We start from the raw sequence: 20,118 nt of genomic DNA, 5'->3' as shown, positions 1-20,118 counted from the left end.
GCTTATTTAATATATCCGAATGTAAAGTGTTCGCCTGTTTGTTTATCGTTACGATAGCTGAAACAAGTGTCGAGCTCTTTTTTTGTATCATATTTACTTGGATGAATGTTTTTATCTTGGATACCTAATTTTTTACACATTTCAATGTTAATACCTTGATTATCAATATAGGCTTTTTCATTTGGCATATAACGAATGAATGGAGTGGTGTCAATGCTGATTTGTTTCATCTGATCAACAACTTCCATACCTACTTCTAAAGAATCATATTGGATGCTTGGAGAAAAATACACATGACAAGATTCAGGATGAATCAAATCTTTTTCAATTAATTCGCTCAAGCATTTTTTAGTGATTTCTAAAGTGGTTCCTTTCCATCCGGAATGGATGGCACAAATACATGGTGTTGTTTCGTCAACTACTAGAATGCCTAAACAATCTGCTGTAAATACGCCAATTAGTATGTTTGGTTCTGTAGTATATACGGCATCTACATTCATAATGCTTGTATTTTTATCGTAGGCACCTTTACCTTTATCACTAGAAGTAACTTGGGCCATATTGTTTGTGTGCTTTTGCCAAGGAAGTGCCCAATTATCTAGGGGCATATTTAATTCTTCAGCTAATCTTTTGCGGTTGATCATAACAGCTTCTGAATCAATACATACATGTAGTGCGGTATTATTCTTTTCAGGAAGTGTAATATCTTTTAGTGTAGTAGCACCAAATATGTGTTCGTTATTGATATGAATAATTTTACTTGTTTGAATAGACATCTGTAATTTCTCCAATATATACATAGTGTAAATCATTAAGTGGGTAATTCTTTTCGTAAATTTCAGGCAATAAGAAATGTTCTTTTTCTAGTTTTCCAACATAGATTTTTTTACAAATAAAGACTTCTTTTGCCTCTTTAAATGTAGGATTTCCATCTACCATTTCAATGTGAAAGTTCACATTTGAAATCTTATCTTCATCTTTACCTGATTTTGTGCCTAAGTAAGATAGCTCTTTATGTTTATCATCAAAGAAAGATAGGGTGAATGTATCACTTTCATCAACGAATTCTTTTGTGTATCTTTGTGGACGAATAAAGATAATCGCAACATCCTTATTCCATAAGTGACCAAGTGTTCCCCATGACGCAGTCATAGTGTTGGTTTTCCCTTCTTTTGTGGCACTGATGAGTAGCCAGTCTTTTCCAATCTTATCAAAAGGATTGAAGCTTAGACTGTGAATATCAACTTTTTCAAACATATATAATTCCTCCTATACTTGTTGTTTTAAAATCAAATAAACCTCTGCTTTTGTGGCTTCTGGATATGGTTGTACAAATAATAGTCCAATTCCGCAACATATTAAACCTAGAAAAACCCATCCTATAAAAGATAAATCTAAGACAAATAGATCCATCTTTTGTCCAGTGGTCATTTGTTTGGATAGAGAGAAGGCTTGGGAAGCGGAAAGATCAGGATTCTCTGCCAATAAATACGGAATCATAGAATATTCATAAGCCTTAATTAGTCCAGGTACTATAAATAGGAATAGCCATAGTAGTGTTTTTAAATCCATTAAGAACATGATTTTCACAACATTTAAGTAGTTACCTTTAAAACCATTAAAGATTTCACTAAGTTCAGGATTGTCATTATGATTCTTAATAAAGTATCCGTTCTTTCCAACCACAATAACATTACCAATAAAGATTGTATAGAGTATTCCAAGAATACTGGCAACAGAAATAAAGGAATAAAATATATATTGAAAATTGGGTGAATAAAATATAGGTTGGGCATCATAAGAAAGGTTGTTTGACGCAAAATCTTGTACTCTTTCAATAATGGTTGTTTTTTCACCAGTCAATATTCCTGCAAGAAGTGTTACCACAAACATCTTCCAATAGTTTCTTTTCATGATTTGTTTGGCTTGTTCTTTAACTTGTTGTCTGTTCCACATAAAAGGCACCTTCTTTCTTATATTTAAATTTTATCACATAAGAAAATGAATAATGTAGAAAAGATAGATGATTGTACGGTTCATACAGAACAAGAAAACCATTCTAGTGTTGGCGTCTAGAATGGCTTCTTTTTGTTTATTATTATTTTTAGGAGAGAGATATGAATATTGGTTTATTTCTATATTCATTGCCTTATCTTTAAGGCACTTATAGAATAACATTCTATGTTGTCATAAATTTAGTATAACTTTGGTAAATGTTGTGAAATCAAAATGAATTATGTGAAATTGTCAAAATATGCATCTTTTCTAAAATTTCCTTCTTTTTTTTCGTATTAGAGAGAAGAGAAAGGAGGAGTTATCTTGAATTCGATTGATATTGAGTCTAAGAAGTTTTTAGGACAACCCAAAAACTTTGTCTCGATCTTCAATGCACTTTTATTCGATGGGAAGCAAGTGTTAAAGCCTGAATATCTTAAGGATGAAAACAGTGAACTTGTCATGAATGTATCAAGTAAGCATGTGGATATCATCAAACGATATGAGGATGGTACATATTTAGATTTGTTCGTGATTGAAAGTCAGAGCTATGTCGATCCATCTATGGTCGCAAGAGTTATGGAATATGAAAGTATTGCTCGTATGCGTTATATTCGTCAAAACTTTAAGAAGCATATACCTATGCATACAAGACTTCCAATGATTTTAACAGTCGTCTTATATGTGGGTGAATCCAAATGGAATGCCGCTAAAAGATTGAGTGAACTAGAAATCATACATCCTGGATTTGAAGAAATGTTCAATGAGTTTAAACTGAATCTGATTGAGCTAAACACAAATCACAAGTATAATACAGGTGAAAAGGCAACACAGGACTTATTCGATCTATTGCGAATGATCTATACAAAGCAGATATTAAAAGAAGATCTAGATCGAGAGTTTAATCGTGATGCACTATATTTTGCGTATGTAGTGACAAAGAACAAAGAGCTATTGAATATCTACCAGAAAAGTGAAAAGGGTGATGTAAAAGTGTGTAGAGCATTAGATGAAATGTTTGAAGAATCGACAAACAAAGGAATCCAGATGGGTATCAAACAAGGAATTGAGCAAGGCATTGAACAAGGCATTGAACAAGGAATTGAGCAAGGAATTGAACAAGGCATTGCACTAAAACAATCCGAAGTATACCAAACCATGCTAGAAAAAGGATTTAGTGTTAAAGTTATCGCATCGATCTTCTCAGTAAGTGAAGATTCAATCAAAAAGCTATTGATGAAAGCTTAATGATAGGGTACGAATGTTCGTATCCTTAATTTTTTAATTTAAATTTAGCACTCAATTGTTGACGGTGCTAAAAATTGTGATATACTAATAGCAGACGAGGAAAATGAGTGCTAGAAGGAGGTCTTCACAATGGAAATCACACAACGTCAAAAGATAATCTTTAAAACAATAGTTGAAGAGTTCACTCGTTGTGCAGAACCTGTTGGTTCGAAGACTTTGATGGAACTTCTAGATTTCCCAGTTTCATCAGCGACCATCCGTAATGAGATGGCAACTCTTGAAAAATTGGGATTATTAGAGAAGACACATACTTCGAGTGGTCGAATTCCGAGTCAAAAAGGCTACAGGTACTATGTTGAACATCTTATGGAAGCGGATTTGGATTCTTCTACAAAGAATGCTTTACAGCAGGTTTTTAGTGAAAGGCATTATTCGTTAGAAGAAGTTGTTCAAAAGAGTTGTGATATTTTGTCTCATATGACAAATTTAACCAGTGTTGTTCTAGGACCTGATAGTAGGCATCAGACTTTACAGCATGTACAGTTGATTCCAATCAACAATCAAAGTGCTGTTGCAATCATTGTCACAAATCAAGGACATACAGAAAATAAAGTGTTCCAGTTTGGTACGGATGTATCTATGCAAGATATTCAAAATTGTACAGATTTATTAAATGACCAATTAGTAGGAACGCCAATTGAAAATGTCGTTGATAAGATGAAAGAAATTGAACCAATGATGGCAGCAAAACTTGTTCGACATGAAGTTTTGTTTGAAGCGTTCGTTTCAGCCTTTATGCGATTTGCGACAGAAAAAGTTGCCGTTTCTGGACGAAGCAATATGTTGTATCAACCAGAATTTAGCGACATCAATAAGTTGAAACAAATGATGCGTATATTGGAAAATGGAAGTTTATTCCATCAATGGACGGATCAGGAGGGAAATGTAGCAATCCAAATTGGTGAAAGAAACGAGTTGTTACAAATTGGAGATTGTTCGGTATTAACAACAAAGTTCCATTATAACAGCGATGAGGAAGGACAATTAATGGTTGTTGGTCCAAATCGAATGCAATATTCCAAGGTCGTAGCCTTGATGGATTATATGTCAAATGTCATCGAAGACGTCTTTGGGACAGACAACAATAAGGGAGGTGCCAACGATGAGCAAAGAAGAAAATAAAGAAGAAAATAAAGAAGTAAATGAAGAAGTTGTTGAAGAGACAGCTGAAGAAGTAGTTGAAGAAAAGAAAGAACCAAGTTCAGATGAAATCATTGAAGGTTTGAAGGCGGAATTAGACAAGGCAAAAAATGATGTAGCACGTGCTTATGCAGATACAGAAAACATGAAGAAACGACTACAGAAAGATGCAGATACTACTCGAAAATATCGCTTCCAACAGCCAGCAACGGAAATCTTGCCAATTCTTGATTCAATGGAAATGGCTTTGAAAGTACAAACCGAGGATGAAACAATTAAGAATTATGTCAAAGGTTTTGAGATGATTCATAAACAATTGAAAGGTGTGCTGGAAAAAGAAGGCGTACAGGAAATAGATGCAGCCGATAAACCATTCGACCACAATACAATGCAAGCTTTAATGCAAGAGAAAAAAGAAGGCGTTGAAAGTGGAATGGTTATTGAGGTATTACAAAAAGGATATATGTTGAAGGATCGTATTTTACGACCAGCATTAGTAAAAGTAAGCGAATAGGGAGGTAATTATCATGAGTAAAATTATTGGTATTGACTTAGGTACAACAAATAGCTGTGTTGCGGTTATGGAAGGTAAAGATAGTAAAGTAATTCCTAACCCAGAAGGAAATCGTACAACACCAAGTGTTGTTGCGTTCAAAGATGGAGAACGTATTATTGGTGATGCGGCAAAACGTCAAGCAGTCACAAACAAAAATACAATTAGTTCAATTAAACGTTTAATGGGAACTAATGAAAAAGTAGAAGCTGAAGGAAAATCATATACACCACAAGAAATTAGTGCAATGATTCTTCAATACTTAAAATCATATGCAGAAGATTACTTAGGAGAAAAAGTAACAAAGGCTGTTATTACAGTTCCTGCATACTTCAACGATGCACAACGTCAAGCAACTAAAGATGCTGGTAAGATTGCTGGATTAGAAGTAGAACGTATTATCAACGAACCAACAGCTGCAGCATTGGCTTATGGTATTGATAAAATTGATAAAGAAGAAAAAGTATTAATCTATGACTTAGGTGGAGGTACTTTCGATGTTAGTATCCTTGATTTAGCTGATGGAACATTTGAAGTATTATCAACAAACGGAGATACTCACTTAGGTGGAGATGACTTCGATAACGTATTGGTAAACTGGATGGTTGATACATTCAAGAAAGACAACGCAATTGACTTGTCACAAGACCCAATGGCAATGCAACGTTTAAAAGAAGCTGCTGAAAAAGCTAAAAAAGATTTAAGTGGTGTAATGCAGACACAAATCAGCTTACCATTTATCTCAGCAGGTCCTGCTGGTCCATTGCACTTTGATACAACATTAACTCGTGCTAAATTTGATGATATGACTAAACATTTAGTAGAACGTACATTGATTCCAATTGAAAATGCATTAAGAGATGCTAAATTGTCTAAATCAGATATCGATGAAGTATTATTGGTAGGTGGATCTACTCGTATTCCAGCTGTTCAAGAAGCAGTACGTAAAGCATTAGGAAAAGATCCTAACCACTCTGTTAACCCAGATGAAGCTGTTGCGATGGGTGCTGCAATCCAAGGTGGAGTTATCTCTGGTGATGTAAACGACGTATTATTACTAGATGTTACACCATTATCATTAGGAATTGAAACTATGGGTGGAGTTATGACAGTATTAATTCCTCGTAACACTACAATTCCAACAAGTAAATCACAAATCTTCTCAACAGCTGCTGATAACCAACCTGCTGTAGATATCCGTGTATTACAAGGTGAACGTCCAATGGCTAACGACAACAAAGAATTAGGTAACTTCCAATTAAATGGAATTGCACCTGCTCGTCGTGGTGTTCCTCAAATCGAAGTTAAGTTCGATATTGATGCCAATGGTATCGTACACGTAAGTGCTACAGATAAGGGTACTGGTAAAGAACAACACATCACAATTCAAAACTCTAGTGGATTGAGTGATGAAGAAATCGATCGTATGGTTCGTGAAGCTGAAGATAACAAGGCTGAAGATGAAAAACGTAAAGAAGAAATTGATTTACGTAACAAAGCTGAAGGCTTCATTGCACAAATCGATGGAATGTTAGAAGACAATAAAGATAAGATCGATCCAAAACAAGCTGAAGAAACTAAGAAATTGCGTGATGATCTACAAAAATCTTTAGATGAAAATAACATGGAAGAAGTAAAATCTAAGTTAGACATGCTTGAAAAGGCTGCAATGCAAGCAGGACAAGCAATGTATAACCAACCAAATGGTGATGCAGCTTCACAATCAACACAAACTCATTCAGGTGATGATGTAGTTGACGGTGAATTCACTGAGAAGTAGAATAAATAAGCAACATTTGAAGTTCTAGCCTTGCTAGAACTTCTTCGTATCGTATGGAGGGATTCACATGGCAGAAAAACGTGACTATTATGAAGTGCTTGGTGTAAGTAAAAGTGCTACACCAGATGAAATTAAAAAGGCCTATCGAAAATTGGCCATGAAATATCACCCCGATCGAAATCATGAACCTGGAGCTGAAGATAAGTTCAAGGAAATCAATGAAGCTTACGAAGTATTAAGCGATGAGAAAAAGCGTGCTACATATGACCAATTTGGTCATGCAGGTATGGATGGAGCCTTTGGACAAGGTGGTGGATTCTCTGGCGGATTCACAGACTTTGGTGATTTAGGAGACATCTTCGGTTCGTTCTTTGGTGGAGGATTTGGCGGTGGAGGATCTCGCCGTTCAAGCAATCAACCGCGACAAGGACAAGACCGTTACATGCAGATGCGCATTGATTTCATGGATTCAATTTTTGGCAAAACAGAAACGATTTCATTGGATGTCGATGAAACATGTAAACATTGTAACGGATCTGGAGCAGAAAGCCCAAGTGATGTACAGACATGTCCTACATGCCATGGTTCTGGATATGTTATGTCTCAACAAAGAACACCATTTGGTGTGATTCAGCAACAAAGCGTATGTCCAGATTGTCATGGTACAGGTAAGAAAGTTACACGTGCATGCTCACATTGTCATGGTAAAGGATATGAGCACCGTCGTGTAAAATTGGATATTAAAATTCCAGCAGGAATTCAATCAGGTCAACAGATTCGTATTCCAGGAAAAGGAGAGAGAGGAACAAATGGAGGACCTAATGGCGATTTATACATCGAAATTATGGTTACACCACATCCTACTTTCAAACGTGAAGACAATAACATCTTCATTAAAGTTCCAATTAGTTCAATTGATGCGACAATTGGATGTACAATTCAAGTACCAACTGTGTATGGTGATGTTGAATTGAAGATTCCTGAAGGAACACAGCCGAACACTAAATTCCGTCTAAAAGGAAAAGGTGTAAAAGCACGTTCAGGACAAGGGGATGAATTTGTAGAAGTACAGGTTGAAATTCCACGTAAAGTATCTCGTAGAGAAAGAGAGCTATACGAAGAATTAAAATCTGGACAAGCCGAATCGCCTTTTGAAAGATTTAAAAGAGCATTTAAGTAAATGAAAAGAGCAGCTTATTTCTGCTCTTTCTTTTTTTTCATCTTGTCTGAATCTAAGAAGAACATTGTGAATGTGGCACGAGAAAGAAGTACATTTTCATCGTTAAAGATGAATACCTCATAAACTCCTGTTGTTCTTCCGCTTGAAATTTCTTGGGCAATTCCAATTAATTTACCACCACGCCCAGGCTTAATATAATTGATTGTACCCGTAAGTGTAACACTATCTCTTCCTGTCGCAAAGCTTGCAGCGCCTGCTACTGTGTCTGCCAAAGAGAATAGGGCTCCACCATGGACAAAGCCATGTATATTTAAAATTTGTTCATCAATAATCATCTCTACTTTCGCAAAACCATGACGAACTTCTGTAACACGCATGTCATTGCTTTGAAGAAATTGACTTGAACTATTTAAACGTTTCATTAACGCCAGCATATTTTCTTCCATAAACTACCTCCAACAACGCTTTTATTATAGCATGAAATGATGCTATAATGCTTATTGTGGTTAAGAAGGAGAATGATTTATGGATTCAAATAATATATTTTTTAAAGTCATAGTTGGTGTGGTATTAGTTGGATATATGGCATTCATTTTTTATCAAAGTTTAAAAGGTGGAATTGCTTATAAAAAAGAATTTGAAAACTTTAAAAATTCACATAAACATTATGAAACAATGGTAGATGGTGGATATTGGGTATGGGTCATGGTTGCGATGGCTGTTGTGGCATTTATTTTAATGTTCATGGCTCCAACATTAGCTACTAATGGACAAACCTATTATTACTATTTAGCATACGGATGCATAGGACTTGTATTTTTAGGATTAGCTATTGATTCATATACACATCGCCGTGTTTATTTTACAGAAGATGGCTTCTTCTTTGAAGATACATATTACCGTTATCGCATGCTCGCAAATTTTGAATTTAAAAATGGTGTCATCACACACAATTGCACAGTATTAATGAGCAATCGTGATAAAATTGTTGTTACTAAGAAAATTGGCGAAAAGCTACAAGAAAGACAAAAGGCATTTAAAAAGTCGAAGAAAGAGCGTCGTAAATAATGTTGTTTCTTTCAGATTTAGATGGAACTTTAATGGATTCAAATGGAACTATTACAGAGGAAGACGTGAATTCGATTCATCATTGGACACAAAAACATTCATTTGGATTTGTGACAGGAAGAGATCATGCTTTTTGTATGGAACTTGCTTCTAAATATCAATTGTCTTGTGAATGTATGATTACGGATAATGGGGCCAATGCATATTATAAAGATAAAAATGTATATTCTTCTTTAATCGATTTAAATGATGGCATTCAAATGTGTAAAGAGATTCTAGAATATAAGGTGGACTTGTTCTATACAGATGAATTAGGAAATCGCTACTATCCAATCGCATGTTATGGTAAAGATCGTCTTAATATTTTTGAAAAGAAACAACCAAGTTTAGGTCAGTTTTCAAATGTAGATATATTGGAATATTTAAATACGCGAAATTTAGGATTGGCTAAATTAAGTATGTATGTTGAAGATGATTTAGATTTATTATTAAATCAATTTAAAGACTTGTTTAAAAATTATGAAGTCATGGCTACTTCAAAAGATTATATTGAAATCACAAAAAAAGGTACAAATAAGTGGGAAGCTTTTTGTCATTTGCCAATTCCAAATGCGATTTTTATTGGGGATGGCGAAAATGATTTATGCATATTAAAAAATTTAAACAATACATATGTGATGAATCATGCGCCTGAAAGTTTAAAAACTTTTGGGGTGAGTGTTAAGAGTGTAGCTCAAGCTATAGATATAGAAAGTAGGAAAGAAAATGTCTAGAAAAAGAAAAAAAGGGGCCAAGGCAACGGCTGCTTCAATGGTCATGGATACTTTGAAAAAAAGAGGGGCAGTGGATGAAAAGAGTGCAGTGGATGTAAGTGCATTTAAAAACTTGCCATATGCAACTTCAACAATCAGCTATACAATTTCAAATTTAATGGAAGAGGGTGTAGTTGGTAAGACGGATGATGAAAGATTTTATTATGATGATTTAGGATTCAAGGCATTGGAGACAAAATTTGTACGTGGATATTCCATGATTTTTATTGTCCCTATTGTGATCGCAATCCTTGTATATGTTCTACAAAAGATTTTATAATGTCGCAGTAATGCGGCATTTTCTGTATGGAAAGGAGGATTTGAATGGATAAGCCAAAATCATTTGCGTATATTATCTTTTGTTTCACATTTTGTCTGGCCTTTGCGGTTGGAAGTAACTATTTTATCAATACGATAACACAAGCGAATATGATTTATAATTCCCGAGAACCACATAAGATTGGTGCAACATATATGACCTACAATAACACATTCTATTCAGTGGTGAATGAGGAGATTTCGAAAGTAGTCAAAGAACATGGTGATCAATTGATTACTTTAGATCCAGCTATGAGTTTAAAGAAGCAGAAGGAACAAATTCAATATTTAATGGATCAACAAGTGGATGCTTTAGTGATTACGCCAGTTGATTATGAGTGTTTAAAAGATTCTTTAAAGCTTGCCTACAAAAAACATATTCCTGTGATTATTGTGGATACAGAAGTAAAAGATAATAAATATGTGACTTATAGTATAGTCAGTGACAACTATGATGCAGGTGTACAATGTGCCAAAGATATGATGAATAAATTGGATTATGCCAATATTGTACTTCTTCAACATTCGACGACTCGTTCTGGTTACTTACGTATTAAAGGGTTTGAAGATACTATTCAGTCCAACCCAAATTATAAAGTAGTCAAGCGAATTGAATGCGAAGGACAATTAGAGGTGGCTATGCCTAAAATGGAATCTTTTATCCAGGAAGGAAAAGATTTTGATGTTGTGATGTGTTTAAATGATCCGAGCGCAATGGGTGCTATGGCAGCACTTTCGGCAAATAATATGCTGGACGGAAAATTTGTATATAGCATTGATGGAACACCAGAAGCCAAGGAGATGGTTGCAGAAGGGAAGATGGCTGCAACTGTGGCACAATCTCCAAAGACATTTGGTAAAAAGGCGGGGGAAATCATTTATAAATTGTTTTCTCAAGAAACAATTCAAAATAAAAATGAAGTGAGTCCTGTACAGATCATCACAAAAGATAATGTTCAAGATTATTCTACGGAGGGCTGGCAATGATACAAAATATTAAAAAATATAATGTTTGGATTGTCTACGTCTGTATGTGGCTCTTTAGTTTTTTTACCGTCTGGTACACCGCAATAGTGATGTATTATACGCTAGTTCATGTGACACAAAGCGGTTATGCCTCTGATTTTATTAAGAGTATTTCTACCTTGTCTAATGTACCTATTCGATCCTTTTATATAGCTGTATTCGGATTTGTTGGATTGTTCTGTTTTGTGACAATGCGTAAAAAAATCAAGTTTTTTAATCACCATCAAATTATTCCTATATTGATTGAACTCTTTTTGAGTTTATTGATTATGAAGAATATATCCTTTAGTACAACATGTATCTTATATTTGATTATTGCGGATAGCTTACTCTATGTGGATAAACCAGTTGATCGTTCCATTTGCATCATACTTGTCTTTTTGGCTTACATGCTTTCCAACTATGGATATTTATCAAACTATATTCCAATGATTTCATTTCAAGAATATCTATCTGTATATAATTCAACAACACAAGGATTATTACTTGGAATTGAAGTGACTTTAAGCAATTTAAATATTGTATTATTTATTGCGTATATCTTTATGTACTTGCAGAAACAAATGGATGAAACACAAAAATTTGCGGCTTTAAATGCTGAATTGAAGCGTTTGAATATTCAATTAAAGGGCTATGCGAATTTGCGTGAAAAAATGGGTGAGACAAAAGAAAGAAATAGGCTTGCTCGAGAGATTCATGATACATTAGGACATACTTTAACGGGGTTAAGTGTTGGTTTAGAAGCTTGTAAGGTCATGATTGATAAGGATGTCAATGTCACAAAAGCACAATTGGGCATATTGGAAGAGAGCGCAAAACGAGGCTTAACCGATGTTAGACGTTCTGTGGATAAATTAAAGCCAGATGCGTTGGATCGTTATTCATTAAAAGAAGCGTTGGATATGATGATCATGGATTATCAGAAATTGACTGATGTGACCATTCTTTATTTGTGTCATTTGCCTTTGGTGAATTTGAATGCAGATGAAGAAGAAATTGTATATCGTGTTGTGCAAGAAGGAATGACCAATTCTGTAAGACATGGGCATGCGACAAAAATATATGTTTCGATTGCACAGGCAGAGAATAATTTGATTATAATTATTGAAGATAATGGTCAAGGATGTAAGAATGTAAAAGCAGGTTTTGGAATTCATCATTTGGCAGAACGTATTAATTTATTGCAGGGAAGAATTCGTTATTACGGAAATAATGGATTTGAATTGATTGTAGAAATACCAATGAGAAGAGGAGAAAAGAATGGTTAAAATCATGATTGCGGATGATCAGCAGCTCATAAGAGAAAGTTTAAAGATCATTTTAGATTCCGATCCGGATTTTGAAGTTGTAAAAGTGGTTGGCAGTGGACAAGAAGTATTAGAATCATTAAAAACAGAGAGTATAGATATTATCTTGATGGATGTACGTATGCCAAATATGAGTGGTGTAGATTGTACGCGAATAGTGAAAAAAGAATATCCAAATATTAAAGTCATCATATTAACAACGTTTGATGATGATGAATATATTTATGATGCCTTAAAATATGGAGCAAGTGGATATTTATTGAAAGGATGTTCCTTAGAAGAATTAAGTACGGCCATTCATAATGTTTTATCTGGAGGAGCTTGTTTCAATCCAAATGTTGCAGGTAAAGTTGCACAATTCTTTTCGCAGATGGCAAATTCGCATACTGAAGTAAGTTTCGATGGCGAAGAAAAAGAATATGATTTTAGTGATACGGAACAAAAAATCATCGCTCAAATCGGGCATGGTTATTCCAATAAAGAAATTGCTCAAAAATTAGGATTTAGTGAAGGAACGATTCGAAATTATTTAAGTGTGATTCTGGATAAATTAGAATTAAGAGATCGTACCCAACTTGCGATTTGGTATTTGTCTAGAGGAAATAAATAATGGTGAAAAATCAACTAAAAAAGTTTTTGGCAATTTTATTAGTATTTTGTCTTGCAGGAATGTTTTATTATACGCAAAAACCAACTGTTTTAACGATTGGTGTTTTTGCGGGTAGTAACTGGAATGTTCCAAGTCCTAAAAGTGGCAAAATCATTGATGATGTGATCAAAAGGTTTGAGAAAACACATCCGAATGTACAAGTAGAATATGTGAGTGGTATTTTAAAAGATGATTATTCAAGCTGGATTTCTAAAGAAGCCTTGGATGGAAAACTTCCTGATGTCTTTATGGTTTTGAGTGATGATTTATCAACTTATGCCAAGGTTGGCATGTTAGAACCATTAGATACATATATGCAGACGGATGCTAATTTTGATCAGAGTCGTTATTTTTCAACAACATTAAATTCCGGTAATATTTATAATCATCAGTATGCTCTTCCATATGAAAGTTCACCGACTTTGATGTTCGTAAATAAAACGTTGTTGGAAGAAAATGGAATTACGACTCCTAGTGTCAATTGGACATGGGATGATTTTTATTCCATCTGCGAAAAGTTGACAGTGGATACGGATGGGGATGGAGAAATCGATCAGTTTGGAGAGTATGGATATACTTGGCAAAATGCATTAAGTTCGAATGGACAGGCGTTGTATGATGAAGAAAGTATGAAGTGTACTTTATCCAATGATGATGTTTACTCAGCTATTGATTTTGTGCGCAAATTAAACCGTTTGAATCGAAATCAGAATGTCACAAGTGAAATGTTTGATAAGGGTAAGGTTGCCTTTTGTCCTATGATGTTTAGTGAGTATAGAACGTATAAACCATATCCTTGGAGTGTAAAAAAATATTCGAATTTTGAATGGGATTGTTTGCCAATGCCAGCAGGACCTGATGGTTATAATGTATCTCGAATGGATAGTTTACTTTGTGGAATTAGTAAAATGTCATCAAACAAAAAAATGGCTTGGGAATTTTTAAAATTACTTTGTTATGACGAGACAACCCAAGAGAGTTTATTTAAGTATTCACAAGGAGTATCGGTTTTAAAGAATGTGTCAACATCAAAAAATGTGACTAAATACATTCAAGAGGATGCACCCATGGATTCAAGTTATAATTTGGATTTCTTTGATGACATGATGGAGCGTGCAATCACAGTAAAGAAAATAGATGGATATGATCAATTGTATTCGATGGCAGATAGCGAGATACGAAGGCTTATTGATACGAATGAAGATATTGAATCTACCTTGCAGAAATTGAATGATGAATTGAATATATTTTTAGAGAAACAGTAATGCTGTTTCTTTTTTAATGACATTTGTCACTTAAAAGTAGTGACATATGAGAATTGAAAAGGTTTACAATCGGGTTATAATGAATGTGTATTCTATGTGATGCTCATGTTTAAAAGTCGTAAAAATATGTGAAAATATGTGTTAAAGTGCTTGAAAACGCTAACATATTTATTGTAAAATGTGAGTAAGTAAGAAACGCGGAGGAAAAAATAATGAAATATGTAGTTATGGTAAGCCATGGCGAATTTGCCCCAGGATTACACAGTGCCGTTAAAATGATGACGGGAGATCGCGAAGATGTATTGTCTACAAGCTTAAAGGACGGAATGAGCGCAGACGAATTTGCATCTAACTTTGCTGAGTTGATCAAAGATTTCAAAGAAGATGATCAAGTTATTTTATTAGCTGATATTTTGAGTGGTTCTCCATTTACAAATGCATTGAATGTATTAGATCAAAGAGGATTGCTACAAAATACATTAGTAATTGCTGGTATGAATATGCCACTTGCAATCACTGCTGTATTGATGAAAGATAATTTCGATAATGTACAAGATTTAAAAGATACATTATTAAGTGAAGGTCGTACAGGATTGACTGATTTCACAGTTGCTTCTGATGATGACGACGAAGATCTATAGGATTTGGCTATAACGCATATAGCGAAGGCATAAACAGAATAAAGGAGGACATATAATGATTAGTTTTATTCGTGTTGATGATCGTATTATCCACGGTCAGATTGTTACAAGATGGTCTAAAGAATACCCTTGTGATGGAATTATCGCAGTTAACGACAAAGCTGCTACTACTCCTGTATTGACACAGTCATTCAAGGCTAGTACAGACAAGAAAGTATTTGTATGGACAAAAGAACACTGGAGAGAAAAAGCTGAAACAGTTAAGAATTCTAATAAGAGATATTTCTTGATCACTAAAAACCCAGTGGATATGAAAGAATTGTTAGTAGACGATGGATTCGTACCTAACGATGTTAAAACAGTAGTTATCGGACCATGTAATGATCGTCCAGGAGCTACAAAATTAGGTCAAAACCAGTCAATTACTCAAGAAGAAGCTGATGCTTGTGAAGCATTGACAAACGCTGGTTACACAGTATTGTTTGCGTTATTAAAAGAAACTGCAATCGGTACTTGGGACAAATTTAGATCTAAATTTGGTTACTAATAGTGGGAATAGTAAACAGATTAAGATAAATAGAGAAAAAGGAGAGATTTATAATGAGTTGGTTACAAGCAATTTTAATCGGACTTATGAGTTGTACAGCAGCAAGTACTATCGCTTGTTTAGGTACAACAGTAGGTAACTACACGTTGAACCGTCCATTAGTTGCATCATTATTCGTAGGTTTGATCCTAGGTGATGTATCTGGATGTATTCAAATTGGTATCCCAATGCAGGTAATGTGGATCGCATTGGTTACACCTGGTGGAACAGTCGCATCTGACTTACGTGCCGTAAGTTACATCGGTATTCCATTGGCTTATGTTGGAGCAAAAGCAGCAGGTATGGATTTTGGAGGAACTGAAGCACAAGGTTTAGCTTCTAGTATCTCAGCCATGACTGGTGTAATCGGTATTACTTTATTCTACGGAACAGCTATGATGAACCTTATTTGGCAACACTGGGGCTGGGCTCAATTGGATAAAGGAAACTTGGATTGCTTAGGAAAAGTTGATGTTGTTCTCCCACTAATTTCACACTTTGTATTATCATTCTTGCCAGTTACTTTACTTTGCTACTATGGATCTGGAGCCGTAGCTGAATTGTTCCAGAGCTTAAATACTGAAGTATGGTATGTAAAAGCTATCTTATCAGTAGGATCAGTACTTCCTGCAGTAGGTATTGGTATCTTGTTAAAATCAGTAGTATCTAAGACTTCTGACTTGATTTACTTCATGTTCGGATTCGCTTTAGCTGCTTCTATGGGATTAACATTAATTGCTGCTACAGTTGTTGGTGGTGTATTCGCATTGATTAACTACCAAATGACAATGATGAAAGCTACAGGTGCTGTTGGTGGTGCTTCTGTAGATTATGATGATGAGGAGGACATTTAATTATGAAAAAGATTTCTAAGAAAACATTAAATAGTTCTTTCTGGCGTTGGTGGTATGGAAACTTAACATGTTTCTCACACGAACACATGCAGACATTTGGTTACATGTGGTCAATGCTTCCAATTATCAAAGAATTATATCCTTCTCACGAAGAACAATGTGAAAAAATGACTACTTACTACCCATTCTTTAATACTGAACCTCAGATTGGATCTATCGTAGTTGGTATCACAGCTGGTTTGGAAGAAGCTCGTGCAAACGGAGCTGAAGGAATCGATGATGAAATGATCAACGGTATCCGTGCTGGTCTTATGGGACCTTTGGCAGGTATTGGTGACTCATTGATCGTTGGTACATATATTCCTATCTTATTAGGTATCGCATTAGGTTTTGCAGAAGGTGGATCTGTTTTAGGACCATTATTCTATATCATCGTATGGAACTTAACTTCAATTTGGTTCCAAAAATTCGTATACTTCAAAGGTTATGAATTAGGTGGTAGTGCTGTTGAATTGTTAGTTGGTGAAAAAGCAACTGCATTCCGTGAATCTGTATTGGTTATGGGACAAGTTATCGTTGGTGCGATGGCAGCTTCTTGGGTTTCAATTTCGACTAACTTAGTAATTACACAATCTTATGATGCAGAAACTGGTAAGTTAACAGACGTAACATTAGGATCTAAATTAGATGGAGCATTCCCTAAGATCTTAACAATGTTATTCGTATTGTTTGCTTGGTGGTTGATGGCTAAGAAAAACGTTACTCCAATTAAAGTATTGTTATTGTTCGTAGTTATCGGATTCGTAGGATCTGTTGTAGGATTCTTAGGATAATCACTTAAGACATTTAAAGGCGGGCTTAACTTGTTAGGCCTGTCTTTTTTTCTTATAATATATTTATATTTGTATTTAAAAAGGAGTATTCATTATGAGTTTGAGCCGCAAAGAAAGAGATCAGCTTGCAGAAGCAATTCAAAGAGAAAATGAAATGGTTATTAAAGTGGGAAGAATGGTCAGAAATGCCTTTATTCTTACACTTGTATTTGCTGCAGTGACATACTGGGGATGGTCTGGAATGACAGATCCAATGTTTCCAAATATTCCTATGAGTTTTCGTAATGTAGTTAAATGGATTGCCTTAATTGGACTTATCTTATCGGGTACATTTACAGTTTTAGGATTTATATCTCATAGAAATGGGAAAAAGAGTGTATTAAAGAAGATTGATTTGTTTGAAGAAAAGTAAAATTTGTATATTTTGATTTAATTTTTTCAAATATTAACTAAAAATAACAATAATTGTGTCATATGTTAACATAATTTCACATAATATAACTACATCTATCACTTTATTGTTTAGTAATATACTATTGAGCCAAAGATAGTGGCTCACTTCATAATCAAATTCCCTTTCTTAAAACTTTCTTGAGAAGCCCCGCTAAAGGGGCTTTTCATTTGCTTTTTTGAAAGTTGGACATACAAATAGTAGATGCGATATAATAATAAGGATGAAAGAAGTGTAATTTTTATGGAAGATAAAATACGAATTATAATGTATTCAAGTGCAGATAAAGTAGATGGCCAAGGCGTAGGCAGTGCCTATGAAGAACAGGTCAATCTAATTAAAGAAGGGGCTAGTGATATCTTTGAAGTGGGTATCAACAATTGGATAAAAACACCGGATATTCAGCATTTTCATACAGTGGATCCTACTTTCTATGTAAAGATGCAAAATCATAAGGCAGCTAATGTAGCCTATTGTCATTTTTTACCAGATACTCTAGAAGGTAGTCTAAAGATTCCAGCACCATTATTGAATGTATTCCGTTCTTATTTGATTCAATTCTATAAGAGTGCGGATCGTTTGGTTGTTGTAAATCCAAGCTTTATTGATGCTTTAGTCGAATATGGGATTGATCGAGAAAAAATCTATTATATTCCTAACTATGTATCTAAGGAGAAATTCTATCGAAAATCCGACAAGGAATGTACTGCGATTCGCGAAAAATATGGTGTAGCCAAAGATGCTTTTGTCGTGCTTGGAGCCGGTCAGGTACAAACACGTAAGGGTGTACTTGATTTTGTGGATGTTGCTAAACAAATGCCAGACGTACAATTTGTATGGGCTGGAGGCTTTTCGTTTGGTCGCATTACGGATGGGTATGAAGAATTAAAGAAATTACAGGAGAATCCACCAAAAAACTGTAAATTTTTAGGTATTGTACCAAGAGAAGAAATGGTGGATCTATATAATATGGCCGATGTACTTTTTGTACCAAGCTATAATGAATTGTTCCCAATGACGATTTTAGAAGCTGTGAATTTACATGTTCCATTAGTGCTTCGTGATTTAGATTTATATAAAGATATTTTATTTGATCGTTATATGCATGCGGATGATAATGATGGATTTAAAAAATGTTTATTAGAATTGAAAAATGATTCAGATGTATACGCAAAGTATCAAAATGAAAGTCGTTTATTGAGTGAATTTTATTCTAAGGAACACGTATTGAATATGTGGCGAGAATTCTATTTGAGTGCTTATAAGGATAAACAAGAGGAATTATTAAACAAGAAAAAATAGGGGTTATTATGAAAAAACAGAAATACGCACTGAATCTGTTGCTGATTCTTGCTTTAACGGGATTTGCCCTGTGGTTTGCCCTAAAGGATAATTATCAACAAGTTGTAAAGTGCATTTCACAAATGAATCTGTTAAGTCTTGTCGTTGTATTATTATGGGGAGTTCTTTTTACTGCGGTATGGGGATTTGTATATTACGTATTAGGAAGAAAATATACAGAGCACTATACGCCTGGTAAAGGAATCCTTGTAGCTTTTATTGGTTCTTTCTTTTCAGGTATTACACCAAGTAGTACGGGTGGACAATTTGTTCAGGCTTATATTATGAAAAAACAAGGAATCAAAGTGAGTGATGGAGCAAGCTTATTGTGGGCTGATTTTATTATTTATCAGACGACAATGATGATTTATGTATCGGTTCTGTTTCTTTTGCGCTTTGCGTATTATAGTGCTCAATCTGCATGGTTCAATATCATTTTATTAGGATATATAATCAATGCGGTGGTCGTTGTAGCGCTATATACGATTGCGTTATTTCCAAACTTATATATCAAGCTTTCGCGTATTTTGGTTAAGTTGTTAACTAAAATCCATATTTTAAAGAATCCAGAAAAAACTTTGGATTCATGGACTTTACAAGTGACGAGTTTTACAAGGGAAATAAAAGTACTCGCAAAAGATAAAAAGAGTATCTTTCTTTGTGTATGTATCAATGTTGTGCGTTTATCACTTTATTATTCTTTACCTTTTGTGATCGCATTAGCCTTGCATATTCCACTTAAAATGGACGAATTTATTGATGTCATGGCCTTATCAAGCTTTGTGACAATGGCCAATAGCTTTATTCCAATTCCTGGAGCAAGTGGGGGTACAGAAGTTGTCTTTTCATTATTGTTTAATAGATTAATGAAAAATTTAACGGGTGCTGTACTTGTATTATGGCGTTTTTCAACCTATCATATTGTGTTGATTATAGGTGGAATTTTGTTTGTGTTTGTTAAGAATTATTACGAAAGAAAAGAAAGTAAAATTGATTTAGAAGGGATGTAGC

At 34.6% G+C, this 20,118-nt stretch carries 23 protein-coding genes; 19 read left to right on the top strand and 4 right to left on the bottom strand.

All coding sequences use genetic code 11. The features are described from left to right. Positions 1-2: 2 nt before the first annotated feature. The 3 genes from Q0E86_RS04915 to Q0E86_RS04905 are packed head-to-tail and all read right to left on the bottom strand — an operon-like array spanning position 3 to position 1,956. Positions 3-776 (bottom strand): polyphenol oxidase family protein, encoded by a 774-nt coding sequence (locus Q0E86_RS04915; RefSeq protein WP_295754939.1) that lies wholly within the window; start codon positions 774-776, stop codon positions 3-5. Next, positions 757-1,257, bottom strand: coding sequence for a flavin reductase (locus Q0E86_RS04910; RefSeq protein WP_295754936.1), 501 nt, complete (start codon positions 1,255-1,257; stop codon positions 757-759). Before Q0E86_RS04910 ends, Q0E86_RS04915 begins: the two co-directional genes overlap by 20 nt. Before the next feature lie 12 nt (positions 1,258-1,269). Next, the gene (locus tag Q0E86_RS04905; protein WP_295754934.1) at positions 1,270-1,956 is read right to left on the bottom strand and encodes a DUF975 family protein; all 687 of its coding nucleotides are present in this window, start codon (positions 1,954-1,956) and stop codon (positions 1,270-1,272) included. A gap of 363 nt (positions 1,957-2,319) precedes the next feature. On the opposite strand from Q0E86_RS04905, the gene Q0E86_RS04900 reads away from it, so the two are divergent. From Q0E86_RS04900 to dnaJ, 5 genes are all read left to right on the top strand, one after another. Further along, complete coding sequence (locus Q0E86_RS04900) at positions 2,320-3,243, top strand: Rpn family recombination-promoting nuclease/putative transposase (protein WP_295754931.1); 924 nt, start codon at positions 2,320-2,322, stop codon at positions 3,241-3,243. 129 nt (positions 3,244-3,372) lie between these two features. After that, positions 3,373-4,425: a heat-inducible transcriptional repressor HrcA gene (hrcA, locus tag Q0E86_RS04895; RefSeq protein ID WP_295754929.1), complete on the top strand. Its 1,053-nt coding sequence runs from the start codon at positions 3,373-3,375 to the stop codon at positions 4,423-4,425. Beyond that, entirely contained in the window at positions 4,406-4,957 is a 552-nt protein-coding gene (grpE, locus tag Q0E86_RS04890) for a nucleotide exchange factor GrpE (RefSeq protein WP_295754926.1), read from the top strand. The genes hrcA and grpE overlap by 20 nt, the downstream gene beginning before the upstream one ends. A 13-nt stretch (positions 4,958-4,970) precedes the next feature. Beyond that, on the top strand, positions 4,971-6,776 hold the full coding sequence (dnaK, locus tag Q0E86_RS04885) for a molecular chaperone DnaK (protein WP_295754923.1): 1,806 nt from the start codon (positions 4,971-4,973) through the stop codon (positions 6,774-6,776). 67 nt (positions 6,777-6,843) lie between these two features. Further along, complete coding sequence (gene dnaJ / locus Q0E86_RS04880) at positions 6,844-7,956, top strand: molecular chaperone DnaJ (RefSeq protein ID WP_288519180.1); 1,113 nt, start codon at positions 6,844-6,846, stop codon at positions 7,954-7,956. Between the two features lie 14 nt (positions 7,957-7,970). Here dnaJ and Q0E86_RS04875 read toward each other — a convergent pair whose 3' ends face one another. Then, positions 7,971-8,402: a PaaI family thioesterase gene (locus Q0E86_RS04875; RefSeq protein WP_295754920.1), complete on the bottom strand. Its 432-nt coding sequence runs from the start codon at positions 8,400-8,402 to the stop codon at positions 7,971-7,973. A gap of 79 nt (positions 8,403-8,481) precedes the next feature. Between Q0E86_RS04875 and Q0E86_RS04870 the strand changes: the two genes are divergently transcribed. From Q0E86_RS04870 to Q0E86_RS04805, 14 genes are all read left to right on the top strand, one after another. After that, positions 8,482-9,024 carry a hypothetical protein gene (locus tag Q0E86_RS04870; RefSeq protein WP_295754918.1) on the top strand — a complete coding sequence of 181 codons (543 nt, stop codon included), beginning with the start codon at positions 8,482-8,484 and terminating at the stop codon, positions 9,022-9,024. After that, the gene (locus tag Q0E86_RS04865; protein WP_295754916.1) at positions 9,024-9,797 is read left to right on the top strand and encodes an HAD hydrolase family protein; all 774 of its coding nucleotides are present in this window, start codon (positions 9,024-9,026) and stop codon (positions 9,795-9,797) included. Before Q0E86_RS04870 ends, Q0E86_RS04865 begins: the two co-directional genes overlap by 1 nt. Further along, entirely contained in the window at positions 9,790-10,116 is a 327-nt protein-coding gene (locus Q0E86_RS04860) for a hypothetical protein (protein ID WP_295754914.1), read from the top strand. The genes Q0E86_RS04865 and Q0E86_RS04860 overlap by 8 nt, the downstream gene beginning before the upstream one ends. Before the next feature lie 44 nt (positions 10,117-10,160). After that, positions 10,161-11,141 carry a sugar ABC transporter substrate-binding protein gene (locus Q0E86_RS04855; protein ID WP_295754912.1) on the top strand — a complete coding sequence of 327 codons (981 nt, stop codon included), beginning with the start codon at positions 10,161-10,163 and terminating at the stop codon, positions 11,139-11,141. Further along, the gene (locus Q0E86_RS04850; RefSeq protein ID WP_295754911.1) at positions 11,138-12,448 is read left to right on the top strand and encodes a sensor histidine kinase; all 1,311 of its coding nucleotides are present in this window, start codon (positions 11,138-11,140) and stop codon (positions 12,446-12,448) included. The genes Q0E86_RS04855 and Q0E86_RS04850 overlap by 4 nt, the downstream gene beginning before the upstream one ends. Further along, positions 12,441-13,097 (top strand): response regulator transcription factor, encoded by a 657-nt coding sequence (locus tag Q0E86_RS04845; RefSeq protein ID WP_295754909.1) that lies wholly within the window; start codon positions 12,441-12,443, stop codon positions 13,095-13,097. Before Q0E86_RS04850 ends, Q0E86_RS04845 begins: the two co-directional genes overlap by 8 nt. Then, a complete protein-coding gene (locus Q0E86_RS04840; RefSeq protein ID WP_295754907.1) occupies positions 13,097-14,401 on the top strand; it encodes a sugar ABC transporter substrate-binding protein in 1,305 nt (434 codons plus the stop codon). Before Q0E86_RS04845 ends, Q0E86_RS04840 begins: the two co-directional genes overlap by 1 nt. 212 nt (positions 14,402-14,613) lie before the next feature. Continuing rightward, complete coding sequence (locus Q0E86_RS04835; RefSeq protein ID WP_117572205.1) at positions 14,614-15,042, top strand: PTS sugar transporter subunit IIA; 429 nt, start codon at positions 14,614-14,616, stop codon at positions 15,040-15,042. Positions 15,043-15,097: 55 nt separating this feature from the next. Then, the gene (locus Q0E86_RS04830) at positions 15,098-15,589 is read left to right on the top strand and encodes a PTS sugar transporter subunit IIB (protein ID WP_295754905.1); all 492 of its coding nucleotides are present in this window, start codon (positions 15,098-15,100) and stop codon (positions 15,587-15,589) included. A 53-nt stretch (positions 15,590-15,642) separates the two neighbouring features. Continuing rightward, positions 15,643-16,482, top strand: coding sequence for a PTS sugar transporter subunit IIC (locus Q0E86_RS04825; protein WP_117572207.1), 840 nt, complete (start codon positions 15,643-15,645; stop codon positions 16,480-16,482). Between the two features lie 2 nt (positions 16,483-16,484). Continuing rightward, positions 16,485-17,315 carry a PTS system mannose/fructose/sorbose family transporter subunit IID gene (locus tag Q0E86_RS04820; protein WP_117572208.1) on the top strand — a complete coding sequence of 277 codons (831 nt, stop codon included), beginning with the start codon at positions 16,485-16,487 and terminating at the stop codon, positions 17,313-17,315. A 94-nt stretch (positions 17,316-17,409) separates the two neighbouring features. Next, positions 17,410-17,727 carry a hypothetical protein gene (locus Q0E86_RS04815; RefSeq protein WP_295754904.1) on the top strand — a complete coding sequence of 106 codons (318 nt, stop codon included), beginning with the start codon at positions 17,410-17,412 and terminating at the stop codon, positions 17,725-17,727. A gap of 282 nt (positions 17,728-18,009) precedes the next feature. Then, positions 18,010-19,068 (top strand): glycosyltransferase family 4 protein, encoded by a 1,059-nt coding sequence (locus tag Q0E86_RS04810; RefSeq protein WP_295754902.1) that lies wholly within the window; start codon positions 18,010-18,012, stop codon positions 19,066-19,068. An 8-nt stretch (positions 19,069-19,076) separates the two neighbouring features. Continuing rightward, complete coding sequence (locus Q0E86_RS04805) at positions 19,077-20,117, top strand: lysylphosphatidylglycerol synthase transmembrane domain-containing protein (protein WP_295754901.1); 1,041 nt, start codon at positions 19,077-19,079, stop codon at positions 20,115-20,117. The last annotated feature ends 1 nt before the right edge of the window (position 20,118 follow it).

It is taken from the genome of uncultured Holdemanella sp., from assembly GCF_934754935.1.
Taxonomy (GTDB): domain Bacteria; phylum Bacillota_I; class Bacilli_A; order Erysipelotrichales; family Erysipelotrichaceae; genus Holdemanella.
The sequence above is the reverse complement of the archived record's forward strand: the minus strand, read 5'-3'. Positions and strand labels throughout refer to the sequence as shown.